Below are 20,986 nucleotides of genomic sequence, written 5' to 3' on the forward strand. Positions count from 1 at the left end.
CCCGCGGGACGATTTCCGGAGGGAGACTTCATGAATAAGGCTCTGATGGGCGCGGTTGCCGCCGCGGCCCTGCTCGGCGCGGTCGGCGCTGCCGAAGCCAAGACGATGGTTTACTGCTCGGAGGGCAGCCCCGAGGGGTTCAACCCGCAGCTGTTTACGACCGGCACGACCTTCGATGCCAGCTCGCGCAATGTCTACAACCGGCTGGTCGAGTTCGAGCGCGGCACCACGACCGTGCAGCCCGGCCTGGCCGAGCGCTACGAGGTGTCGGATGACGGCCTGACCTACACCTTCCATCTGCGCAAGGGCGTGAAGTTCCAGACCACCAAGGGCTTCACACCCAGCCGTGACTTCAATGCCGATGACGTCGTGTTCAGCTTCATGCGCCAGCTGGACCCGAACCATCCGTACAACAAGGTCTCGGGCGGCACCTACGAGTACTTCCAGGGCATGAGCATGCCCTCGCTGCTGAAGACGGTGGAGAAGGTGGACGATCATACCGTCCGCTTCGTCCTCAACCGTCCCGAAGCGCCCTTCATCGCCAATATCGCGATGGATTTCGCCTCCATCCTGTCGGCCGAATATGCCGATCAGATGATGAAGGCCGGCACGCCCGAGAAGGTCGATCTGGAGCCGGTCGGCACCGGTCCGTATCAGCTGGTGAACTACCAGAAGGACGCGGTGATCCGCTACAAGGCGCATCCCGACTACTGGCGTGGCAAGAGCAGTCTTGACACGCTGGTGTTCTCGATCACGCCGGATGCTTCGGTCCGCTACGCCAAGATCCAGGCGGGCGAATGCCATGTGATGCCTTATCCGAACCCGGCCGACCTCGCCAAGATGAAGGAAGACCCCAAGGTCAACCTGATGTCGCAGGAAGGCCTGAACATCGGCTATCTGGCCTTCAACGTCCGCAAGAAGCCCTTCGACGACGTCAAGGTGCGCCAGGCGCTGAACCTTGCGGTCAACAAGGCGGCGATCATCGACGCGATCTATCAGGGCGCCGGAAAGGCGGCCAAGAACCCGATCCCGCCGACCATCTGGTCGTATAACGACAAGGTCGAGGACTATGCCTACGACCCCGAGAAGGCCAAGGCCCTGCTGAAGGAGGCCGGTTTCGAAAACGGCTTCGAGACCGATATCTGGGCGATGCCCGTGCAGCGGCCCTACAACCCCAATGCCCGCCGCATGGCGGAGATGATCCAGGCCGACTGGGCGGCGGTGGGGGTGAAGGCCCAGATCGTGTCCTATGAATGGGGCGAATATCTGAAGCGCGCGCAGGCCGGCGAGCATCAGACCCTGCTGCTGGGCTGGACGGGCGACAACGGCGATCCCGACAACTTCCTGGCGGTGCTGCTGGGCTGCGATGCGGCCAATGGCGGCTCGAACTATGCCGGCTGGTGCTACAAGCCCTTCGACGATCTGGTCATGAAGGCCAAGACGGTCTCGGGTCAGGCGGAACGGACCAAGCTCTATGAAGAGGCCCAGGTGATCTTCAAGGAGCAGGCCCCCTGGGTGACCATCGCCCATTCGGTGGTCTATCAGCCGATCCGTCCCGAGGTCACCGACTGGAAGATCGACCCGCTTGGCGGTCACTACTTCTACGGCCCGGGCCTCAAGGACTGAGGCGCGCGCTGGCGCCATCTGCGGCGGCCGGCCGGAGGTGCGGGGGCTCCCCACACCGCCGGCCGGCCTCGGTGCATCCCAACTCCCCCGTCCATGTGCCATCCCGTGTCCGCGGATGATGCCGGCCGCGCCGCAGCTGCGGTCGCCGTCAGATGTTCGCTTTCGTGTTCCGACGCCTCGGGCTGGTCGTGCCGACCTTCCTCGGCGTCACCCTCTTCGCTTTCGTCCTCATCCGGCTGATTCCGGGCGATCCGGTCGCCCTGATGGCGGGCGAGCGCGGTCTCACACCTGAACGCCACGCGCAGATGCTCGCCCAGCTCGGCCTCGACCGGCCGATGGTGGAGCAGTATTTCAGCTATCTGGCAGCTCTCGCCCAGGGTGATTTCGGACGTTCCCTCGTCACCCGCTCGCCGGTGCTGAACGACTTCCTCACCCTGTTTCCTGCCACGCTGGAACTCAGCTTCGCCGCGATGCTCTTCGCGGTGGTGATCGGCTTGCCGGCGGGCATTCTTGCCGCGGTGCGCCGCGGCTCGACGCTCGACCATACGGTCATGGCGGGGGCGCTCACCGGCTATTCGATGCCGATTTTCTGGTGGGGGCTGCTGCTGATCATGCTGTTCTCGGTGACACTCGGCTGGACGCCGGTGTCGGGCCGGATCAGCGTCATGTACTACGTGGAGCCGGTGACCGGCTTCATGCTGATCGATACCCTGCTTTCGGACGAACCGGAGGCCTTCTGGTCGGCGCTGCACCATCTGGTGCTGCCGGCCATCGTGCTCGGCACCATCCCGCTCGCGGTCATCGCGCGCATGACCCGTTCCTCGATGCTTGAGGTGCTGGGCGAGGATTATGTCCGCACCGCCCGTGCCAAGGGGCTGAACCCGACCCGGGTGGTGCTGGTCCATGCGCTCAGAAACGCGCTCATCCCGGTGATCACCGTGATCGGCCTGCAGGTCGGCCTGCTGCTGGCCGGCGCGATCCTGACCGAGACCATCTTCGCCTGGCCCGGCATCGGCAAGTGGCTGATCGAATCGATCGGCCGGCGTGACTATCCGTCGGTCCAGGGCGGCATTCTGCTGGTCTCCTGCGTGGTGATCGCCGTCAACCTGATCGTCGACCTGCTCTATGGCATCATCAATCCGCGGATCCGACATGCACGCTGATCTCTGCTGCCGCATGCCCGCGGCGGTCTTGCCCCCTCCGGGCATGACCTCTTCCGATGCGGCCGGGGACCGCGGGTGCCGATGAGCACCGCCGCCCCGCCGACCACTGCACCGACGCCACCAGGGGCGATTGCTGCCTTCTGGTCCGATTTCCGGCGCAATCCCGGCGCCGTCGCCGGGCTGGTGGTGATCGTGATCCTCACCCTGCTCGCGGTCTTCGCCGATGTCGTGGCGCCCCACGACCCGTCGGCACAGTTCCGCGATGCCCTGCTGGTGCCCCCGGCCTTCGCCGATGGCGGCAGCTGGCGCTTCCCGCTCGGCACCGACGATGTCGGCCGGGACATGCTCTCGCGGCTGATCCACGGCGCCCGGCTCAGCCTGCTGATCGGCGTCATCGTCGTGACCCTGTCGCTGGCGGCCGGCATTCTGCTCGGTCTGCTCGCCGGCTATTTCGGCGGGGTCGTCGACACTGTGATCATGCGGCTGATGGACATCATGCTGGCCCTGCCCAGCCTGCTGCTCGCCATCGCCATCGTCGCCATCCTGGGCCCCGGGCTCGCCAATGCCATGTTCGCGATCGCGATCGTGGTGCTGCCACATTACGTCCGTCTCACCCGCGCGGCGGCGATGGGCGAGGTGAACAAGGAATATGTCACCGCCTCGCGCCTGGCCGGTGCCGGACCGTTGCGACTGATGTTCAGCGCCATTCTGCCCAATTGTATGGCACCGCTGATCGTGCAGGCGACGCTCGGCTTCTCGACCGCGATTCTCGACGCCGCGGCCCTCGGCTTTCTGGGCCTCGGCGCCCAGCCGCCGACCCCGGAATGGGGCACCATGCTGGCCGGCGTGCTGCAGTACATCCAGCGCGCCTGGTGGGTGGTTACCCTGCCGGGCCTTGCGATCCTCATCACCGTGCTTGCCTTCAACCTTCTGGGTGATGGTCTGCGCGATGCCCTCGATCCCAGGATGAAACGCTGATGGCCCTGCTCGATATCGACGGCCTGACCGTCACCTTCGGCACGGGGGACCGTGCCTTCCGGGCGGTGGACGGCGTCTCGCTTTCCGTGGATGCGGGCGAGGTGCTGGGCATCGTTGGCGAAAGCGGTTCCGGCAAGAGCGTCAGCTCACTCGCCGTCATGGGGCTGCTGCCGCCAACGGCGCGGGTGGAGGCGAAGCGCCTGAACTTCGCCGGCACCGACCTGCTCTCGCTGTCGGGCCGCGCCCGCCGCAGGCTGACCGGCAAGGACGTGGCGATGGTCTTCCAGGACCCGCTGACCAGTCTCAACCCCTGTTACACCGTGGGCTTCCAGATCATCGAGGCGCTGAAGGTGCATGAGGGCGGCAGCCGCCGCCAGCTGCGCGAGCGCGCCGTCGACCTTCTGGCCCAGGTCGGCATTCCCGACCCCCGGGCTCGGATCGATTCCTACCCTCACCAGCTCTCGGGCGGCATGAACCAGCGGGTGGTCATCGCCATGGCGATCGCCTGCAACCCGAAGCTGCTGATTGCCGACGAGCCGACCACCGCGCTCGACGTCACCATTCAGGCCCAGATCCTGGATCTGTTGCTGGGGCTGCAGCGCGATCGGGGCATGGCGCTGATCCTGATCACCCATGATCTGGCCGTGGTGGCGGAAACCGCAAGGCGGGTTGCGGTGATGTATGCGGGCCAGGTGGTGGAGGCGGGGCAGGTGCCCGGGATCTTCCGCCATCCCCGTCATCCCTATACTGCGGCCCTGCTGGAGGCCCTGCCGGAGCGGGCGGCGGGCAAGCGGCGGCTGAATGCCATCCCTGGTGTCGTGCCCGGCCAGTATGACCGCCCGCCCGGCTGCCTTCTGGAGCCGCGCTGCCCGCATGCAACGCCGCATTGCCGGGCGGTGCAGCCTTCCCTGCGCCCCTGGGGGCCTGATGCGGCAGTGCGGTGCCACACCCCGCTCGACGATGCCGGCCGGCCGATCCCGGCGGAGGAGGCGGCCCATGGCTGAGCCGATTGCACCGATTCTGGTATCTGAAAACCTCACCCGTCACTACGAGGTCCCGCGCGGCTTCCTGAAGGGCTCTGCCGTGCTCAAGGCGCTCGACGGGGTCAGCTTCGAAGTGGCGCCCGGTCGCACGCTGGCGGTGGTCGGCGAAAGCGGCTGCGGGAAATCCACGCTCGCCCGCCAGCTGGTGATGATCGAGAAGCCGACGGCGGGCCGGCTGGTCATCGGCGGCGCCGATGTTGCGGGCGCCGATGCCGCCACCCTGCGCGGACTGCGCCGGCGGGTGCAGATGGTGTTCCAGAACCCCTATGCCTCGCTCAACCCGCGCAAGACCGTTGCTCAGACGCTGGAGGAGCCGCTCGCCATCAACACCGGCCTCGACCGCGCGGCCCGGCGGGAGCGGGTGGCGGCGATGATGGCGAAGGTCGGGCTCCGGCCGGAACAGGCGGGGCGCTACCCGCATATGTTCTCGGGCGGTCAGCGTCAGCGTGTCGCCATTGCCCGGGCCCTGATGCTCGATCCGGCGGTGGTGGTGGCGGACGAGCCGGTCTCGGCGCTCGATGTGTCGATCCAGGCCCAGGTGCTGAACCTGCTGATCGATCTGCAGCAGGAATTCGGCGTCGCCTATGTCTTCATCAGCCATGATCTGTCGGTGGTGCAGCACATCGCCGATGAGGTGATGGTGATGTATCTGGGCCGGGCCGTGGAACAGGCCGATAAGGCGGTGCTGTTCGACACACCCGCGCATCCCTATACCCGGGCCCTGCTTGCCGCCACGCCCAGGATCGACCCGGATGAGCGGGCGGTGCGCCAGCCGATCGGCGGCGAGTTGCCCTCACCGCTGGCGCCGCCGCCGGGCTGCACCTTTCACCGCCGCTGTCCGTTTGCCATCGACCGCTGCAAGGCCGAGCGGCCGGAACTTCGGCCGGTGGGGCCGCGACGGGTGGCCTGCCATCGCGCCGAGGAGGTACTGGCCCAGGCCTGATCTCCATCCCGGCGCTCGTCTTCCGGCCGGCCGTGACATCATCCTGTCACGGCCGGCTTTGCCGTTGTGGGGGCCGGTCCGTCGACAGCCATCAACAGGACATGTCACGGCCACTGGCGGTGCCGTCCGGAATTGTCTAAACTCCGACCATTCCAGGCGTTTCCGTCCCGTACAGCCTGTTCCGCCGATGCCTGGACCCTTCCGCATCCCCCATATCTTCTGCTCGACTGCATTTTCGGGAGCCTTCGGCTGTCCATGTCCGCGCTCGACGCCATCCGCCGTATCGAGACGGCCCGCCCGGTTCCGGGCTGGGGTGGGGCGACGACGCGCAGCCCCATCGTGGGCGAAGGCTGGCAGGATGAAATCCGGCGGGTCGATCCCTCGGGCACCGGCGGCGAGGATGGCGGCAATGCCTTCGAACAGGCGCTGGCGCGTGATCAGCAGAACCAGGAACAGCAGCGGGGCTCCGGTTTCGGGCAGCGCTTTTCCTCCGGGACGCTTTCGGCCCTGATTGCGCTGCAGGCGGATCCGGGGTTCGCAACCCGGAGCTACAGCTCTGCCGATGTGACCAGCCCGTCTCGCGCGGCCGCCCGCTACGAAGCGACGGCCAACTCAACTCTCGTTGACGATGCCGCCGGCAGTGCGGAGAGCGACGCCGCGACGTCGCGTGGCATCGGCAGCCTGTTCGGCCTGTTCCAGAATTTCGTCGCCAATCGCCCCGAGGCGGCATCGGTGGTGGCCGCCTATAAGGCCGTACAGTCGGTGCGTGCCGATGATCTGGGGCGGCAGCTGGCGGTCACCCGTTTCGGCTGATCAGGGCGCGGCATCGTCGCCCGGAAAATCATAGGCGAGATCCGGGCGCAGGGCCCGCATCCGGCGGGCAAGCTCCCGCGCCGGCGTTGTCCCGGCCCTGGCCAGCCGGTTGGCCACTGCCACGTGGTCGGCGTCGACCTTATGCTGGTTGAGCTTGGACTGACCCTCGATCCGGTCGACGAGCACCTCGACGACCCGAATGGCCTCCAGCATCGCCTGACGTTTCCGGTGCTCCATCGTCGCAAGGCTCCAGGCGGGCTTGGGCAGCCGTGCCTCGGCCGTGGCGAGGAGGGCATCGCCATGTCTGCGATTGCCGTCCATCTCCTCCAGGCGCGCCGGGCCCGAGAGGTGCACCGCCTCGTAGAGCCAGGTCGAGACCTGATCTTTCGAGGCGTACCAGTCGTTGGAGACATAGGCGTCCGCCCCGGCGACGGCGATCAGGAACCTGGCACCTGCGGCTGCCTGTGCCACCAGCGGATTGCCCGCCGTCAGGTGGAACTGCACCACGACCTGATCGGGCTCCCGCCGGATGATGAAGGGCACGTGCGCCCCCACAGGATCGCCGCCATCTGCCGCGACAGCCAGACCGAAGCCACGGCTGGCTGCGAATTCCAGGGCGGCGTCGTCCTCCATACGGAACGGCGGACGCAGGATGTGCATGCTCTCCACTCCCTTGCGCCCCTCCGGGTCTTCGGCCGGTCATGCTGCGGCGGGGCAGTCTTTCGTGGTTAGCACGGGCCCATGCGGCCGGCCAGTGATCCATACGAAAAAGCCGGCCTCCCGATCGGGAGGCCGGCTTTTCTGCAGGGGGTCCGAGGCTGCCGGTCAGACCAGCAGTTCGGCGATCTGCACGGTGTTGAGGGCGGCGCCCTTCAGCAGCTGGTCGCCGCAGACGAAGAAGTCGAGACCGGTTTCGCCGAAGACCAGGCTCTCGCGGATCCGGCCGACTTCCACGTCATACTTGGACGACGCCGTCAGCGGCATCGGGTAGAGCTTGTTGGCCGGATCATCGGCCAGCGTCACGCCCTGGGCCCGGGCCAGAACCTCGCGGGCGGCAGCCGGGGTGACCGGGCGCACCGTCTCGATGGTCACGGCTTCGGCATGGGCGCGCATGGTCGGCACGCGCACGGCCGTGCAGCTCAGCAGCACCTCGGGCGCCTCCATGATCTTCCGCGTCTCCCAGAGGACTTTCATCTCCTCGCGGGTGTAGCCATTGCCCTGGAAGCTGTCGATATGCGGGATCAGGTTGAAGGCCAGCGGGTGGGCGAACTTCGAGGCCGTCACCGGCTCACCCGCCAGATACTGGCGCGCGCCCTGTTCCAGCTCGGTCATGCCTTCGGCACCGGCGCCGCTTGCCGCCTGATAGGTCGAGACGATGGCGCGCTTCACGCCGAAGGCCTCGTGCAGGGGGGCGAGCGCCATCAGCAGGATGGCGGTGGTGCAGTTCGGATTGGCGATCAGCTTCTGGCCCATCGCCCGGCGCCCGTTGATCTCGGGCACGACCAGCGGTACCGCGTCGTCGTAGCGGAAGGCCGAGGAGTTGTCGATCACCACCGCACCGCCTTCAGCGGCAATCTGCGGCGCGTATTCCTTGGCGAACTCACCCGAAACCGCCAGGAACACGATATCCATGCCCCGTGCGGCCTCCACCGAGAACGGCTCGATGGTGATGGTGCCGAACGCGGTTTCGGTGGTTTTGCCGGCGCTCCGCTCGGAGGCGAAGAGATGAAGCTCGGTCACGGGGAAACCACGGTCCTTCAGGACCTGGATCGTCTCCTGACCGACCGCGCCGGTGGCGCCGACGATACCGATCCGCATGGGTCTGTTCCTTGGAGGCAGAGGGGTTGATGAGCGCAGGACGGAGATATGACAAAAACTGCCGCCTGCAAGCGCGGCGCACGCTAACAGCTTGGACAGCCACACGCAATGGGCGCCGGTATACCGGCGCGCTCAGGTGAAAACTTCTCGGGGGATCCTGTGACGCAGGATCAGTAACCCAGCGCGCAACCGTCCTTGCGCGAATCGGAGCCGCCGATCAGCACGCCGCGCTCCCAGTCGATCCGGATCGCCTGGGCGCCGCCCAGCGGCTGAGCGGCCGCCCGCACCCGGTGACCAAGGCCGATCAGCCGGGGCATCAGGGCAGGATCCGACCCGGTCTCCACCTCCAGAACGCCGCCCATCGCCATGGAGCGCGGCAGGTCGATCGCGGCCTGGGGATCCAGACCATGATCGATGATCCGCGACAGCAGTGTCGCATGGCCTATGGCCTGGTAGTGCCCGCCCATCACCCCGAAACTCATCACCGGCCGCCGGCCGTCGCCGGTCATACCCGCGACCAGAGTGTGTGGCGGCCGCAGACCCGGCCGGTAGTGCCCGGCCTTGCCCGGGGCGAGCCGGAAGCCGGTGCCCCGGCTGTTGAACAGCACGCCCGATCGGGGACAGGTGATGCCGCTGCCGAAGGCATGGAAGATCGAGTTGACCATGGATACGGCCGTCTGGTCGCGGTCGACCACACTGACATATACGGTATCGCCGCTGCCGCCGGGGCGGTGTGAGGCAGGCTCCGCCCGGCCGCCCGCGGCAATGCCGGCGGCCGCGGCGCGGGCGCCCTCCATGATCTGTGCAAGCCCGCCATCAGCGGCACCGTGATCATCCGCGGGGTCGGCCAGAAACCGGTCACGCAGGGCAATACCGGCCTCGGAGGCCCGGGCGATCAGGTCGTGGAAGGCGGCGCCGTCCGGGTCGAGGGCGGCAAGATCGGCCGGCTCCATCATCGCCAGCAGGGCAAGCACGATGGCCCCCTGGCTGTTCGGCGGGGTTTCGAACACCCGCGTGCCGCGATAGCTTCCGGTCGCCGGGTCGACATAATTGCCGGTATGGCCGGTGAAGTCCTCCAGTTCGTGCGGGCCGCCCAGCGCCTTCAGGGTGGTCACCATGTCGTCTGCCACCCAGCCGTCGTAAAAGCCGCGCGCGCCATCTTTCGCGATGGCCGACAACGTGCGGCACATCTGGGTCTGGGGCATGCGGGTGCCCACCACGGGTGCGCGGGTTCCGGCCAGGAAGCTCTGGGCGGTGATGTCGTTCGCCTGCAGCAGGGGCACGTGGCGGATCCAGTCGGCGGCGACCCGCGGGGCCACCGGTGCGCCGGCACGGGCCAGATCTATGGCCGGCGCCAGGATCCGGTCCAGGCCCAGGCGACCGTGATCGGCGGACAACCGGTCCCAGGCTTCCACGGCGCCGGGGATGGTGACGGCAAGCGGATGGGATTGCGGCACGGTGGCGGCCCCCGCATCCAGCAGCTGCCGGACCGCAGGTTCCGCGCCGCGGGCGGCACGGCCGGTGCCGTTATAGCAGAGCGGGGCCTCATCGCCGGCGCGCTGGATCAGCATCCAGCAATCTCCGCCGATACCGGTCATATGCGGTTCCAGAAGCCCCAGCACCGCGACGGCGGCTATGGCGGCATCGACCGCATTGCCGCCGGCGCGAAGTGTCTCGATCGCCGTCAGGGTCGCGAGCGGGTGCGATGTCGCCGCCATCGCCTCGTTGGCATAGACGGCGGAGCGGCCGGGGCGCTGGAAGTCACGCATGGGGCGTGGCCCTTTCCGGAAAGATCGTGATACAGGGGGCATTGTGGCATAAATGTGCGCCATGCGCGAGACATGGCGCCGACCGGCACCGGTTGCATGGCCGCCACCCGTGCTCTGCGGGTTGTGCAATGCGGCAGAATGCCCCATCTTCAGGGCCGATGCAGCCCGCCGCCCGTTGCGGGCCGCTTTCCGCCGGTCGCCCTCCAACCCGTCGACGAATGTCCGCACCCGTGCCCGACGCAGCCCAAGATCCTGCACGCGCCTATGCCGCCCTGGTGGCCGAGGGGCGTATCGCCGCCGATCCCGCCCAAGCCGCGGCGGCCGACCGGTTGAGTGCGTTGATCCGGCGCATGCGCGATGACAAGGGGGTGCCGCCACCGGCACCGGCCCCGAAGCGCGGTCTGCTGGGCCGGCTGTTTGGCGGCAGCGCGCCTGAAGAGGGCCCGCCGCCCATGCCGCCCGGACCGCGCGGCCTCTATCTTTGGGGCGGTGTGGGTCGCGGCAAGTCGATGCTGATGGATATGGCCTTCCGGGCAGCCCCGGTCGCGCCGAAGCGCCGGGTCCATTTCCACGCCTTAATGCTCGACGTCCACGCCCGTCTGCACGCCTGGCGGACGACGGGCGATCAGAACCGCGAACCGGATCCGTTGCCGCGCATCGCCGATGCGGTGGCGGCCGAGGCGAAGCTGTTGTGCTTCGACGAGTTTCAGGTGCGCGACGTCGCCGATGCCATGATCCTGGGCCGGCTGTTCACCCATGTCCTGGCCCGCGGCGTTTACGTGATTGCGACATCCAACCGCCCGCCCGAGGATCTTTATCTCGACGGGCTGCAGCGCGATCGCTTCATCCCCTTCATCCGCCTGGTCCGCGACACGCTCGACGTGATGGAACTCGATTCCGCCCGCGACTATCGTCTGGATCGACTGACGCTGATGCCGGTCTATCATGTGCCGGCCGATGCCGCAGCGCGTGCGGCGCTCGACGCGGCCTTCCGGGATCTGTCGGGCGGCGCGCCGGCCACGGCCGAAGTGCTTGACGTCTCCGGGCGGCGGATCGAGGTGCCCAAGGCGGCGGGCGGGGTTGCGCGTTTCGGCTTCGACGACCTGTGCAACCGGCCGCTCGGTGCCGCGGACTATATCGAAATCGCCCGTCACCACCACACGGTGATCATCGACGGTATTCCGGCGATGGGGCCGGACAGCCGGGATCGTGCCGCGCGGTTCGTGACCCTGATCGACGAGCTGTACGAACACCGGGTGAAGCTGGTCTGTTCGGCGGCGGCCCTGCCCGATGATCTGTACCCCGCCGGTGACGGATCTTTCGAATTTGCCCGCACCGCATCGCGGCTCGCCGAGATGCAGAGCAAAGAGTATCTGGCCCTGCCGCATCTGGTCTGATGCGGCGGCCGAAGCAGGGCGCGCCCCCTTGCTTCGGCGCGCGAAAGAGAGTAGTTACGGCGCGAGATTTTCCGAACGGAAACGCCGGGTTCACCGGCTTCTGCTTCGGTAAGATTACAGCTTCGTGTCGTGGGATTGCCGGCATCTCAATACCGGCAGATCTGCGGCGTGAGTGCCGGCCGGAGACGGCCGCGTCGATCCCGGACAAGCGGGATCCGTGGCCTGAACTGGCGGTACACGGAGGGACGGATTTCACATCCGCACAGACGGGCGCATGAAGGCCCTTCTGTGCGTCGGCGGCGCGACCGGCGCGCGTGACCGTACCCCCCGCTCCTCGCGGACGGGCGGCCCGGCCCGCTCCCGGCCGACGCCAGACGCTGGAAAGTCGCGAGGAAACCCGATGGCACGCAACAAGATCGCACTGGTGGGCGCCGGCAATATCGGCGGCACCCTGGCCCATCTGGCCGGGCTCAAGGAGCTCGGCGACGTCGTTCTCTTCGACGTCGTCGAAGGCATGCCGCAGGGCAAGGCGCTGGACATCGCCGAGTCGTCCCCCGTCGACAGCTTCGACAGCCGTCTGACCGGTGCGAACGACTATTCGGCCCTTGCCGGTGCCGACGTCGTCATCGTCACCGCCGGCGTCGCCCGCAAGCCGGGCATGAGCCGCGACGACCTGCTGGCGATCAACGCCAAGATCGTCGGCCAGGTTGCCGACGGCATCAAGACCCACTGCCCCGATGCCTTCGTGATCGTGATCACGAACCCGCTCGACGTGATGGTCGGCCTGATGCAGAAGTTCTCGGGGCTGAAGCCCGAGAAGGTGGTCGGCATGGCCGGCGTGCTCGACAGCGCCCGCTTCCGCTATTTCATCGCCGAGGCGCTGAACGTGTCGGTCGAAGACGTGACCGCCTTCGTGCTGGGCGGCCATGGCGACACCATGGTGCCGCTGGCCCGCTACTCCACCGTTGCCGGTATCCCGCTGACCGATCTGGTCAAGATGGGCTGGCTGACCCAGGAGAAGCTGGACCAGATCATCCAGCGCACCCGTGACGGCGGTGCCGAGATCGTCTCTCTGCTCAAGACCGGTTCGGCCTTCTACGCGCCGGCAGCCTCGGCCATCCAGATGGCCGAAGCCTACCTCAAGGACAAGAAGCGGGTTCTGCCCTGCGCCGCGAAGCTGTCGGGCCAGTATGGCGTGGACGGCCTCTATGTCGGCGTGCCGGTGGTGATCGGCGAGGGCGGCGTCGAGCGGATCGTCGAGATCGAGCTGAACGAGGAAGAGAAGGCTGCCTTCCTGCACTCGGTCGATGCGGTGAAGAAGCTGAATGAGGCGCTGTCGGTCTGATCGGCACCGCGCGTGAAACCCTGTTGCAGCCTTGCCGAGACGGTCTCGGAAAAGGTCCGGAGCCGGGTTTCAAGCGCTTGATTTCGCGGGGGACGGCGGTTGCGCACCGGGAGACCGGTGCTATAACTGCAAGCGTCGGCACCTCCGCGGCTGATCGAGCGGTCTAGGGAAGAGGCTCAATGAACATCCACGAATACCAAGCGAAGGCGCTCCTCGCGAAGTACGGCGTCGCGGTGCCCCGCGGCGGCGTCGCCTACACGCCGGAAGAGGCGGTCGAGGTCGCCAAGAGCCTGGGTGGCCCGGTCTGGGTCGTGAAGGCCCAGATTCATGCCGGCGGCCGCGGCAAGGCCGGCGGCGTCAAGGTCGTGAAGTCGCTCGACGACGTCGCGGCGACCGCGAAGAACATGCTCGGCATGACCCTGGTCACGCACCAGACCGGTCCTGAGGGCAAGGAAGTCAAGCGGGTCTACATCGAGGAAGGCTGCGACATCCGTCGCGAGCTGTATCTCGGCGTCGTCATCGACCGCGAGACCTCGTCGGTGACCTTCATGGCCTCGACCGAAGGCGGCATGGAGATCGAAGAGGTCGCGAAAGAGACCCCTGAGAAGATCATCAAGGTGCCGGTCGACGTCATCACCGGCATGCAGCCCTTCCACGCCCGCAAGATCGCCTATGGCCTTGGCCTCGAAGGCAAGCAGGTGTCGGTTGCGACCAAGTTCATGCTCGCCATGTACCAGGCCGTGATCGGGACCGATGCGAGCATCGTCGAGATCAACCCGCTGGTCGTGACCGGCGCGGGCGACGTCATCGCGCTCGACGCGAAGATGAATTTCGACGACAACGCCCTGTTCCGTCACAAGGACATCGAGGATCTGCGCGACGAGAGCGAGGAGGATCCCTCCGAGCTTGAAGCCTCGCGTCACGCCCTCAACTACATCAAGCTCGACGGCAACATCGGCTGCATGGTCAACGGCGCGGGTCTCGCGATGGCGACCATGGACATCATCAAGCTGTATGGTGGCGAGCCGGCGAACTTCCTGGACGTCGGTGGCGGTGCGACCCGCGAGCGCGTGACCACGGCCTTCAAGCTGATTCTCTCGGATCCCAATGTCGAGGGGATTCTCGTTAACATCTTTGGCGGTATCATGCGTTGCGACGTGATCGCCGAGGGTGTCGTGGCTGCGGCCCGCGAGATCAGCCTCCAGGTTCCGCTGGTGGTGCGTCTTGAGGGCACGAACGTCGAGAAGGGCAAGGCGATCCTGGCCAATTCCGGCCTGCCGATCATGTCCGCCGACGATCTGGCCGATGCCGCCGAGAAGATCGTGAAAGCCGTGAAGGAGGCCGCCTGACCATGGCCGTGCTCGTCAACGCCCAGACCAAGGTGATCTGCCAGGGCTTCACCGGCCAGCAGGGCACCTTCCATTCCGAGCAGGCCATCGCCTATGGCACCCGCATGGTCGGTGGCGTGACGCCCGGTAAGGGCGGCACCACCCATCTCGACCTGCCCGTGTTCGACACCGTGGCCGACGCGGTGGAGAAGACCGGCGCCGATGCCTCCGTGATCTACGTTCCGCCGCCGTATGCGGCCGACGCGATCCTGGAAGCCATCGATGCCGAGGTGCCGCTGGTGGTCTGCATCACCGAGGGCATTCCGGTGCTCGACATGGTGCGTGTCAAGCGGGCGCTGGAGCGCTCCAGCACCCGCCTGATCGGCCCCAACTGCCCCGGCGTCATCACCCCCGGTGAGTGCAAGATCGGCATCATGCCCGGTCACATCCACCAGCGGGGCAAGATCGGCATCGTCTCCCGTTCGGGCACGCTGACCTATGAAGCCGTCGCGCAGACCACTGCCGCCGGTCTCGGCCAGTCGACCTGCATCGGCATCGGCGGCGATCCGATCAACGGCACCAACTTCATCGACGCGCTCGACCTGTTCCTGAAGGACCCCGAGACCGAGGCGATCATCATGATCGGCGAGATCGGTGGTTCGGCGGAAGAGGATGCCGCCGAGTTCCTGAACCAGTCCAAGGTGAAGAAGCCGACCGTCGGCTTCATCGCCGGGCGTACCGCGCCTCCGGGCCGTCGCATGGGCCATGCCGGCGCCATCATCAGTGGTGGCAAGGGCGGCGCCGACGACAAGCTTGAGGCGATGCGGTCCGCCGGTATCGTCATCGCCGAATCGCCCGCGGCTCTCGGTAGCACCATGGTCCAGGTGCTCCGAGGCTGACGGATCCACGAACCAGACCCAAACCTGGAGAGGGCGCCGCGTAAGCGGCGCTCCCATTGCTCAAGATGGCTGCGCAAAGCGAGCAACTTTCGTTCCTGTTCGGGAGCAACGGCGCCTTTATCGCCGATCTCTACGCGCGTTTCGTCCAGAACCCCATGTCGGTCGATGAGAGCTGGCAGGGGTTCTTCGCCGATCTGGGCGACGAAGCCGCGTCGGTGCTGGCCGAAGTCCGCGGTGCCCCCTGGGCGCCCGGCATCGTGCCCGGCACTGCGACCAACGGTCATGCCGACACCCTGGCCTTCAAGGCCGACGGCGCGACCGGGCTGCGGGTCGGCCCGGTCAACGGCAAGACCGCCGAGGTTTCGACGGAACGTTCCGCAACGGTGGACAGCATCCGCCTGCTGATGCTGATCCGCGCCTATCGCGTGCGCGGCCATCTGGTGGCCAATCTGGATCCGCTCGGGCTTGAGAGCCCTTCGGGGCATCCCGAGCTGGATCCGGCTTCTTACGGTTTCACCGAAGACGACCTCGATCGCACCTTCTATGTCGATGGCGTGCTCGGCCTTGAGAACGCCACGCTCCGCGAGATCCTGCACAAGCTGCAGTCGACCTATTGCGGCAAGGTCGGCGTCGAGTTCATGCACATCCAGTCGCCCGAGCAGAAGGCCTGGCTGCAGTCGCGCATCGAAGCCGACCGCCCCGAGCAGGCCTTCGATGCCGAGACCCGCAAGCGGATCTTCGGCCAGGTGGTGATTGCGGAAGGCTTCGAGCGCTTCCTGAACATCAAATACACCGGCACCAAGCGCTTCTCGCTCGAAGGCGGCGAGGCTCTGGTCCCGGCTCTTGAGGCGATCCTCGAAAGCGCGTCGGATCTGGGCTGCGAAGAGGTCGTGCTGGGCATGCCGCATCGCGGCCGCCTGAACGTGCTGACCGCGGTGATGGGCAAGTCCTTCACGGCGGTGTTCAACGAGTTCAACGGCGGCTCGGCGACCCCTGAGGACGTCCAGGGTTCGGGCGACGTGAAGTACCACCTGGGCACCTCGACCGACCGCACGCTCTCCAACGGCAAGACCGTGCATCTGTCGCTGACCGCCAACCCCTCGCATCTCGAGGCGGTGAACCCGGTGGTCGTCGGCAAGACCCGGGCGAAGCAGGGTCAGCGCGGCGACACCGACCGGGTGAAGGTGCTGAGCATTCTGCTGCATGGCGACGCCGCCTTTGCCGGCCAGGGCGTGGTGGCCGAATGCTTCGCGCTGTCGGAGCTGAAGGGCTACCGCACCGGCGGTACGGTCCACGTGATCGTGAACAACCAGATCGGTTTCACCACCAGCCCCAAATACTCGCGTTCCTCGCCCTATCCGTCTGATGTGGCGAAGATGGTCGATGCGCCGGTCTTCCATGTGAACGGCGACGATCCGGAGGCCGTGGTCTGGGTGGCGCGTCTGGCGGCCGAGTTCCGTCAGATCTTCCACAAGGACGTCGTTCTCGACATCTTCTGCTACCGCCGCCATGGCCATAACGAGGCCGACGAGCCTTCGTTCACCCAGCCGCTGATGTACCGCAAGATCGCGCAGCACCCGACCCTGCTGCAGATCTATGGCGACCGGATGGTGAATGACGGCGTCATGACCCGCGACGAGGTCGATGGCGCGCTCAAGAGCTTCCATCAGCGCCTTGAGCAGGATCTGGAGCAGTCCCGGACCTATAAGCCCAACAAGGCCGACTGGTTCGAGGGCGTGTGGAAGGGCTATGAGCGGGCGCCGAACGACGACCGCCGCGGCTCCACCGCCGTGTCGCTGGAGCGGCTGCGCGAGATCGGCTTCAAGCTGACCGACGTGCCCGAGGGCGTGAACGTCCATCGCAAGATCCAGCGTCAGCTGGGCCAGAAGCGCGAGGCGATCGAGAGCGGTGAAGGCCTGGATTGGGCACTGGGCGAGGCGCTGGCCTTCGGCACCCTGCTGACCGAGGGCTATCCCGTTCGTCTGTCGGGCCAGGATGTCGGCCGTGGTACTTTCTCGCACCGTCATTCGGTCCTGGTCGACCAGAAGACCGAAGAGCGCTATGTGCCGCTGAACAATCTCGGCGCCCCGGCGGGCTATGAGGTCGTGGACAGCCTGCTGTCCGAATATGCGGTGCTCGGTTTCGAGTACGGCTATTCGCTGGCCGAGCCGAATGCGCTGGTGGTCTGGGAAGCCCAGTTCGGCGATTTCGTGAACGGCGCGCAGGTGATGATCGACCAGTTCATCAGCTCCGCCGAATCGAAGTGGCTGCGCATGTCGGGCCTGGTGATGCTGCTGCCCCATGGCTATGAAGGCCAGGGCCCGGAGCATTCCTCGGCGCGGCCTGAGCGGTTCCTGCAGCTCTATGGCGAAGACAACATCCAGGTCGCCAACTGCACGACGCCGTCGAACTACTTCCACATCCTGCGCCGCCAGATCCACCGCAAGTTCCGCAAGCCGCTGATCATGATGACGCCGAAGTCGCTTCTGCGTCACAAGCTGGCGGTGTCGAAACTGTCGGATATGGGGCCGGGGTCCAGCTTCCATCGGGTGCTGGGCGAGGTGGATCAGCTGCGCCATGCCGACAAGATCCGCCGGGTGCTGCTCTGCACCGGCAAGGTCTATTACGACCTGCTGGAAGAGCGTCGCGCCCGTGGCATCGAGGACATCGCCATCATCCGTGTCGAGCAGCTGGCGCCGTTCCCGGCGACCTCGATCGCGGAAGAGCTGCGGCGTTATCCGAATGCCGAGGTGCTCTGGGTGCAGGAGGAGCCGAAGAATCAGGGCTACTGGTTCTTCATGAGCCCGCGCCTGGACGATCTGATCGACAGCATGGGTGCCTCCGGCAAGCGCGTGCGCTATGCCGGTCGTCCCGAGGCGGCGGCACCTGCCACCGGCTCGCACCACAAGCATGTCGCAGAACAAAAGGCGCTGATCGACGACGCACTGGCGGGCTGACCGCCGGGAACATGGGCCGCATGCGTCGCATGCGGCCCTTCTCGTGCGTTAATGCCTTGTCATCCGTGCGTGGATACGCCACCTAAGCCACGTGTTGTAGCTTCCCGGCCGTCGATGCCGGGACATGAACGAAATCGGGATCGTGATGAGCGTCGAGATCAAAGTTCCGAGCCTGGGCGAATCGGTTACCGAGGCCACCATCGGCCAGTGGTTCAAGAAGGTCGGTGACCGCGTCGAGGCCGATGAGCCGCTGGTGGAGCTGGAGACCGACAAGGTCACCCTCGAAGTCAATGCCCCCGCATCGGGCGTGCTGACCGAGATCCTGGCCGAGGAAGGTGCCGACGTCGAGGTCGGCGCCCTGCTGGGCGTGATCGGCGAGGGCCAGGGCGCCGCTGCGGCGAAGCCCGCCGAGGCGCCGAAGAAGGCAGAGGCGCCCAAGGCCGAGCCTGCGCCGGCCCCTGCTGCCGAGAAGATCCTGTCGCCGGCGGCCCGCAAGGCCGCTGCCGATGCCGGCATTGATGCCGCTTCGGTCGAAGGCACCGGCCGTGACGGCCGGGTCATGAAGGATGACGTGCAGCGCGCCGCTGCGGCGAAGCCCGCCGCTCCGGCGGCCCCCGCCGCTGCCCCGGCGCCCAAGACGGCCCAGCCGGCCGGCGAGCGCGAGACCCGCGTGCGCATGACCAAGCTGCGCCGCCGCATCGCCGAGCGCCTGAAGGATGCCCAGAACACCGCCGCGATCCTGACCACCTATAACGAGGTGGACATGTCGCAGGTGATGGCCCTGCGCAACCGCTACAAGGACGGCTTCGAGAAGAAGCACGGCGTGAAGCTGGGCTTCATGTCGTTCTTCGTGAAGGCCTCGATTGCGGCGCTCAAGGAGTACCCGGCGGTCAATGCCCAGATCGACGGCGACGAGCTGATCTATAAGAACCACTATGACATCGGCGTTGCCGTCGGCACCGAGCAGGGCCTGGTGGTTCCGGTGGTGCGCGATGCCGATCAGCTGTCCTTTGCCGGCGTCGAGGCGACCATCAATGCGTTGGGCGTGAAGGCGCGCGACGGGAAGCTCACCATGGAAGAGCTGACCGGTGGCACCTTTACCATCTCGAATGGCGGCGTTTACGGCTCGCTGATGTCGTCGCCGATCCTGAACCCGCCGCAGTCGGGCATCCTGGGCATGCACAAGATCCAGGAGCGTCCGATGGCCGAAAAGGGCCAGGTCGTGATCCGTCCGATGATGTATCTGGCGCTGTCCTATGATCACCGCATCATCGACGGCAAGGAGGCGGTGAGCTTCCTGGTGCGCGTCAAGGAATGCATCGAGAACCCGGAGCGGCTGCTGTTCGATCTCTGATCGGACCGCAGGCCCCTCCCGCGCCCGCCGCCTTCATCCGGCGGCGGGCGTTCCGACTTCTTGAGGATGCATGAGATGAGCGATACCCAATCCTTCGACGTCGTCATCATCGGCGGCGGCCCCGGCGGCTATATTGCGGCGATCCGCGCGGCCCAGCTTGGCCTGAAGACCGCCTGTGTCGAGAAGCGCGGCGCATTGGGCGGCACCTGCCTGAACGTCGGCTGCATTCCGTCGAAGGCGCTGCTGCAGTCGTCGGAGCTTTATGCCGAGACGAAGCACGGGCTGGAAGAGCATGGCGTGAAGCTGTCGGGTGTCGAACTCGACCTCGCCGCGATGATGACCCGCAAGGGTAAGGTCGTCTCCCAGCTGACCGGCGGTATCGAAGGCCTGTTCAAGAAGAACAAGGTCGCCTACTTCAAGGGTACCGGCCGTTTCGTCGATGCGACCACCATCGAGGTGGCGCTGAACGACGGCGGCACCGAGACGATCAAGACCCGTGAGACGATCATCGCCACCGGCTCGACCCATGTCGACCTGCCGGGTGTCGAGATCGACGAGAAGCGGATCGTCAGCTCGACCGGTGCGCTCGAATTCGAGAAGGTGCCGGGTCGTCTGGTCGTGATCGGCGGCGGTGTTATCGGCCTCGAACTCGGCTCGGTCTGGAGCCGGCTCGGCTCGGCCGTGACCGTGGTCGAGTTCATGGACCGGATCACGCCCGAGATGGATGGCGAGGTCTCCAAGCAGTTCCAGCGCATCCTGGGCCGCCAGGGCCTGAAGTTCCGCCTGTCGACCAAGGTCACCGGCGCCGATACGTCGGGTGAGGTCATCAAGCTGACGGTCGAACCGGCCAAGGGTGGCGATGCCGAGACCATCGAAGCGGATGCCGTACTGGTCGCCATCGGCCGCAAGCCCTATACCGAGGGGCTGGGCCTGGAGGCTGTTGGCATCGAGACCGGTCCGCGCGGCCGGATCGAGGTCGATGATCATTTCCGCACCAATGTGCCGAACATCCGCGCCATCGGCGACGTCATCAAGGGCCCGATGCTCGCCCATAAGGCCGAGGAAGAGGGCGTGATCGTGGCCGAAATGATCGCCGGGCAGTCGGGTCATATCGACTACAATCTGATCCCGGGCGTGATCTACACCTGGCCGGAAGTGGCCAGCGTCGGCCGGACCGAGGAACAGCTGAAGGCGGAGGGCATTGCCTACAAGCCCGGCAAGTTCCCCTTCTCTGCCAACAGCCGCGCCCGCGCAGTGGGCGAGACCGACGGCTTCGTCAAGATCCTGGCCGATGCCGAGACCGACCGGATCCTGGGCGCGCATATCATCGGCCCCGATGCCGGAACCCTGATCTCCGAGTTGGTGCTCGCCATGGAGTTCAAGGCCAGCGCCGAGGACATTGCCCGTACCAGCCATGCTCACCCCACCCTCGAAGAAGCGGTGAAGGAAGCGGCGCTGGCGGTCGATGGCCGCACGCTGAACATGTAAAAGAAAGATCTCGTGACAAAAATTTCACGAGACAATTCGGGAACGAACGCCCGGCAGCGGTTTGC

At 66.5% G+C, this 20,986-nt stretch carries 16 protein-coding genes; 13 read left to right on the top strand and 3 right to left on the bottom strand.

Annotation, left to right across the window (positions count from 1 at the left end; all coding sequences use genetic code 11):
* Positions 1-30: 30 nt before the first annotated feature.
* The 6 genes from P7L68_RS06275 (at position 31) to P7L68_RS06300 (ending at position 6,566) form a co-directional block, all read left to right on the top strand.
* Positions 31-1,626: an ABC transporter substrate-binding protein gene (locus P7L68_RS06275; RefSeq protein WP_372003556.1), complete on the top strand. Its 1,596-nt coding sequence runs from the start codon at positions 31-33 to the stop codon at positions 1,624-1,626.
* A gap of 152 nt (positions 1,627-1,778) precedes the next feature.
* Positions 1,779-2,789 carry an ABC transporter permease subunit gene (locus P7L68_RS06280; protein WP_372003558.1) on the top strand — a complete coding sequence of 337 codons (1,011 nt, stop codon included), beginning with the start codon at positions 1,779-1,781 and terminating at the stop codon, positions 2,787-2,789.
* An 81-nt stretch (positions 2,790-2,870) separates the two neighbouring features.
* On the top strand, positions 2,871-3,767 hold the full coding sequence (locus tag P7L68_RS06285; RefSeq protein WP_372003560.1) for an ABC transporter permease subunit: 897 nt from the start codon (positions 2,871-2,873) through the stop codon (positions 3,765-3,767).
* A complete protein-coding gene (locus P7L68_RS06290) occupies positions 3,767-4,771 on the top strand; it encodes an oligopeptide/dipeptide ABC transporter ATP-binding protein (RefSeq protein WP_372003562.1) in 1,005 nt (334 codons plus the stop codon). The genes P7L68_RS06285 and P7L68_RS06290 overlap by 1 nt, the downstream gene beginning before the upstream one ends.
* The gene (locus P7L68_RS06295; protein ID WP_372003564.1) at positions 4,764-5,753 is read left to right on the top strand and encodes a dipeptide ABC transporter ATP-binding protein; all 990 of its coding nucleotides are present in this window, start codon (positions 4,764-4,766) and stop codon (positions 5,751-5,753) included. The genes P7L68_RS06290 and P7L68_RS06295 overlap by 8 nt, the downstream gene beginning before the upstream one ends.
* Positions 5,754-6,008: 255 nt before the next feature.
* Complete coding sequence (locus P7L68_RS06300) at positions 6,009-6,566, top strand: hypothetical protein (RefSeq protein ID WP_372003568.1); 558 nt, start codon at positions 6,009-6,011, stop codon at positions 6,564-6,566.
* Here the strand turns inward: P7L68_RS06300 and P7L68_RS06305 are convergent, their stop codons facing one another.
* The 3 genes from P7L68_RS06305 to P7L68_RS06315 all read right to left on the bottom strand — a co-directional run bounded on the left by P7L68_RS06305 (position 6,567) and on the right by P7L68_RS06315 (position 10,153).
* Positions 6,567-7,226 (bottom strand): FMN-binding negative transcriptional regulator, encoded by a 660-nt coding sequence (locus tag P7L68_RS06305; RefSeq protein ID WP_372003569.1) that lies wholly within the window; start codon positions 7,224-7,226, stop codon positions 6,567-6,569. It abuts the gene before it with no gap.
* A gap of 165 nt (positions 7,227-7,391) precedes the next feature.
* Positions 7,392-8,384, bottom strand: a complete 993-nt coding sequence (locus P7L68_RS06310) for an aspartate-semialdehyde dehydrogenase (protein WP_372003571.1) — start codon at positions 8,382-8,384, stop codon at positions 7,392-7,394.
* Positions 8,385-8,554: 170 nt separating this feature from the next.
* Positions 8,555-10,153 (bottom strand): gamma-glutamyltransferase family protein, encoded by a 1,599-nt coding sequence (locus P7L68_RS06315; RefSeq protein ID WP_372003572.1) that lies wholly within the window; start codon positions 10,151-10,153, stop codon positions 8,555-8,557.
* Between the two features lie 218 nt (positions 10,154-10,371).
* Between P7L68_RS06315 and zapE the strand changes: the two genes are divergently transcribed.
* The 7 genes from zapE to lpdA all read left to right on the top strand — a co-directional run bounded on the left by zapE (position 10,372) and on the right by lpdA (position 20,921).
* Positions 10,372-11,550: a cell division protein ZapE gene (zapE, locus tag P7L68_RS06320; protein WP_372003574.1), complete on the top strand. Its 1,179-nt coding sequence runs from the start codon at positions 10,372-10,374 to the stop codon at positions 11,548-11,550.
* A gap of 400 nt (positions 11,551-11,950) precedes the next feature.
* The gene (mdh, locus tag P7L68_RS06325) at positions 11,951-12,895 is read left to right on the top strand and encodes a malate dehydrogenase (protein WP_372003576.1); all 945 of its coding nucleotides are present in this window, start codon (positions 11,951-11,953) and stop codon (positions 12,893-12,895) included.
* Positions 12,896-13,074: 179 nt separating this feature from the next.
* Positions 13,075-14,244 (top strand): ADP-forming succinate--CoA ligase subunit beta, encoded by a 1,170-nt coding sequence (gene sucC, locus P7L68_RS06330; protein ID WP_014746523.1) that lies wholly within the window; start codon positions 13,075-13,077, stop codon positions 14,242-14,244.
* Between the two features lie 2 nt (positions 14,245-14,246).
* Positions 14,247-15,122 (top strand): succinate--CoA ligase subunit alpha, encoded by an 876-nt coding sequence (gene sucD, locus P7L68_RS06335; RefSeq protein ID WP_372003578.1) that lies wholly within the window; start codon positions 14,247-14,249, stop codon positions 15,120-15,122.
* A gap of 65 nt (positions 15,123-15,187) precedes the next feature.
* Positions 15,188-18,079, top strand: a complete 2,892-nt coding sequence (locus tag P7L68_RS06340) for a 2-oxoglutarate dehydrogenase E1 component (protein WP_372003580.1) — start codon at positions 15,188-15,190, stop codon at positions 18,077-18,079.
* Positions 18,080-18,224: 145 nt separating this feature from the next.
* Complete coding sequence (gene odhB / locus P7L68_RS06345; protein WP_372006990.1) at positions 18,225-19,433, top strand: 2-oxoglutarate dehydrogenase complex dihydrolipoyllysine-residue succinyltransferase; 1,209 nt, start codon at positions 18,225-18,227, stop codon at positions 19,431-19,433.
* Between the two features lie 75 nt (positions 19,434-19,508).
* On the top strand, positions 19,509-20,921 hold the full coding sequence (gene lpdA, locus P7L68_RS06350; RefSeq protein WP_372003582.1) for a dihydrolipoyl dehydrogenase: 1,413 nt from the start codon (positions 19,509-19,511) through the stop codon (positions 20,919-20,921).
* The last annotated feature ends 65 nt before the right edge of the window (positions 20,922-20,986 follow it).

This window comes from Tistrella mobilis (assembly GCF_041468085.1).
Classification (GTDB): domain Bacteria; phylum Pseudomonadota; class Alphaproteobacteria; order Tistrellales; family Tistrellaceae; genus Tistrella; species Tistrella mobilis_A.

Excerpts from the sequence above, each read along its gene's own strand:
- zapE (WP_372003574.1), top strand. The coding sequence starts at position 10,372 with ATGTCCGCACCCGTGCCCGACGCAGCCCAAGATCCTGCACGCGCCTAT.
- lpdA (WP_372003582.1), top strand. The coding sequence starts at position 19,509 with ATGAGCGATACCCAATCCTTCGACGTCGTCATCATCGGCGGCGGCCCC.
- P7L68_RS06305 (WP_372003569.1), bottom strand. The coding sequence starts at position 7,226 with ATGCACATCCTGCGTCCGCCGTTCCGTATGGAGGACGACGCCGCCCTG.
- P7L68_RS06300 (WP_372003568.1), top strand. The coding sequence starts at position 6,009 with ATGTCCGCGCTCGACGCCATCCGCCGTATCGAGACGGCCCGCCCGGTT.
- odhB (WP_372006990.1), top strand. The coding sequence starts at position 18,225 with ATGAGCGTCGAGATCAAAGTTCCGAGCCTGGGCGAATCGGTTACCGAG.
- P7L68_RS06275 (WP_372003556.1), top strand. The coding sequence starts at position 31 with ATGAATAAGGCTCTGATGGGCGCGGTTGCCGCCGCGGCCCTGCTCGGC.
- P7L68_RS06280 (WP_372003558.1), top strand. The coding sequence starts at position 1,779 with ATGTTCGCTTTCGTGTTCCGACGCCTCGGGCTGGTCGTGCCGACCTTC.
- P7L68_RS06295 (WP_372003564.1), top strand. The coding sequence starts at position 4,764 with ATGGCTGAGCCGATTGCACCGATTCTGGTATCTGAAAACCTCACCCGT.
- P7L68_RS06340 (WP_372003580.1), top strand. The coding sequence starts at position 15,188 with ATGGCTGCGCAAAGCGAGCAACTTTCGTTCCTGTTCGGGAGCAACGGC.
- P7L68_RS06290 (WP_372003562.1), top strand. The coding sequence starts at position 3,767 with ATGGCCCTGCTCGATATCGACGGCCTGACCGTCACCTTCGGCACGGGG.
- P7L68_RS06285 (WP_372003560.1), top strand. The coding sequence starts at position 2,871 with ATGAGCACCGCCGCCCCGCCGACCACTGCACCGACGCCACCAGGGGCG.
- P7L68_RS06315 (WP_372003572.1), bottom strand. The coding sequence starts at position 10,153 with ATGCGTGACTTCCAGCGCCCCGGCCGCTCCGCCGTCTATGCCAACGAG.
- P7L68_RS06310 (WP_372003571.1), bottom strand. The coding sequence starts at position 8,384 with ATGCGGATCGGTATCGTCGGCGCCACCGGCGCGGTCGGTCAGGAGACG.
- mdh (WP_372003576.1), top strand. The coding sequence starts at position 11,951 with ATGGCACGCAACAAGATCGCACTGGTGGGCGCCGGCAATATCGGCGGC.
- sucC (WP_014746523.1), top strand. The coding sequence starts at position 13,075 with ATGAACATCCACGAATACCAAGCGAAGGCGCTCCTCGCGAAGTACGGC.
- sucD (WP_372003578.1), top strand. The coding sequence starts at position 14,247 with ATGGCCGTGCTCGTCAACGCCCAGACCAAGGTGATCTGCCAGGGCTTC.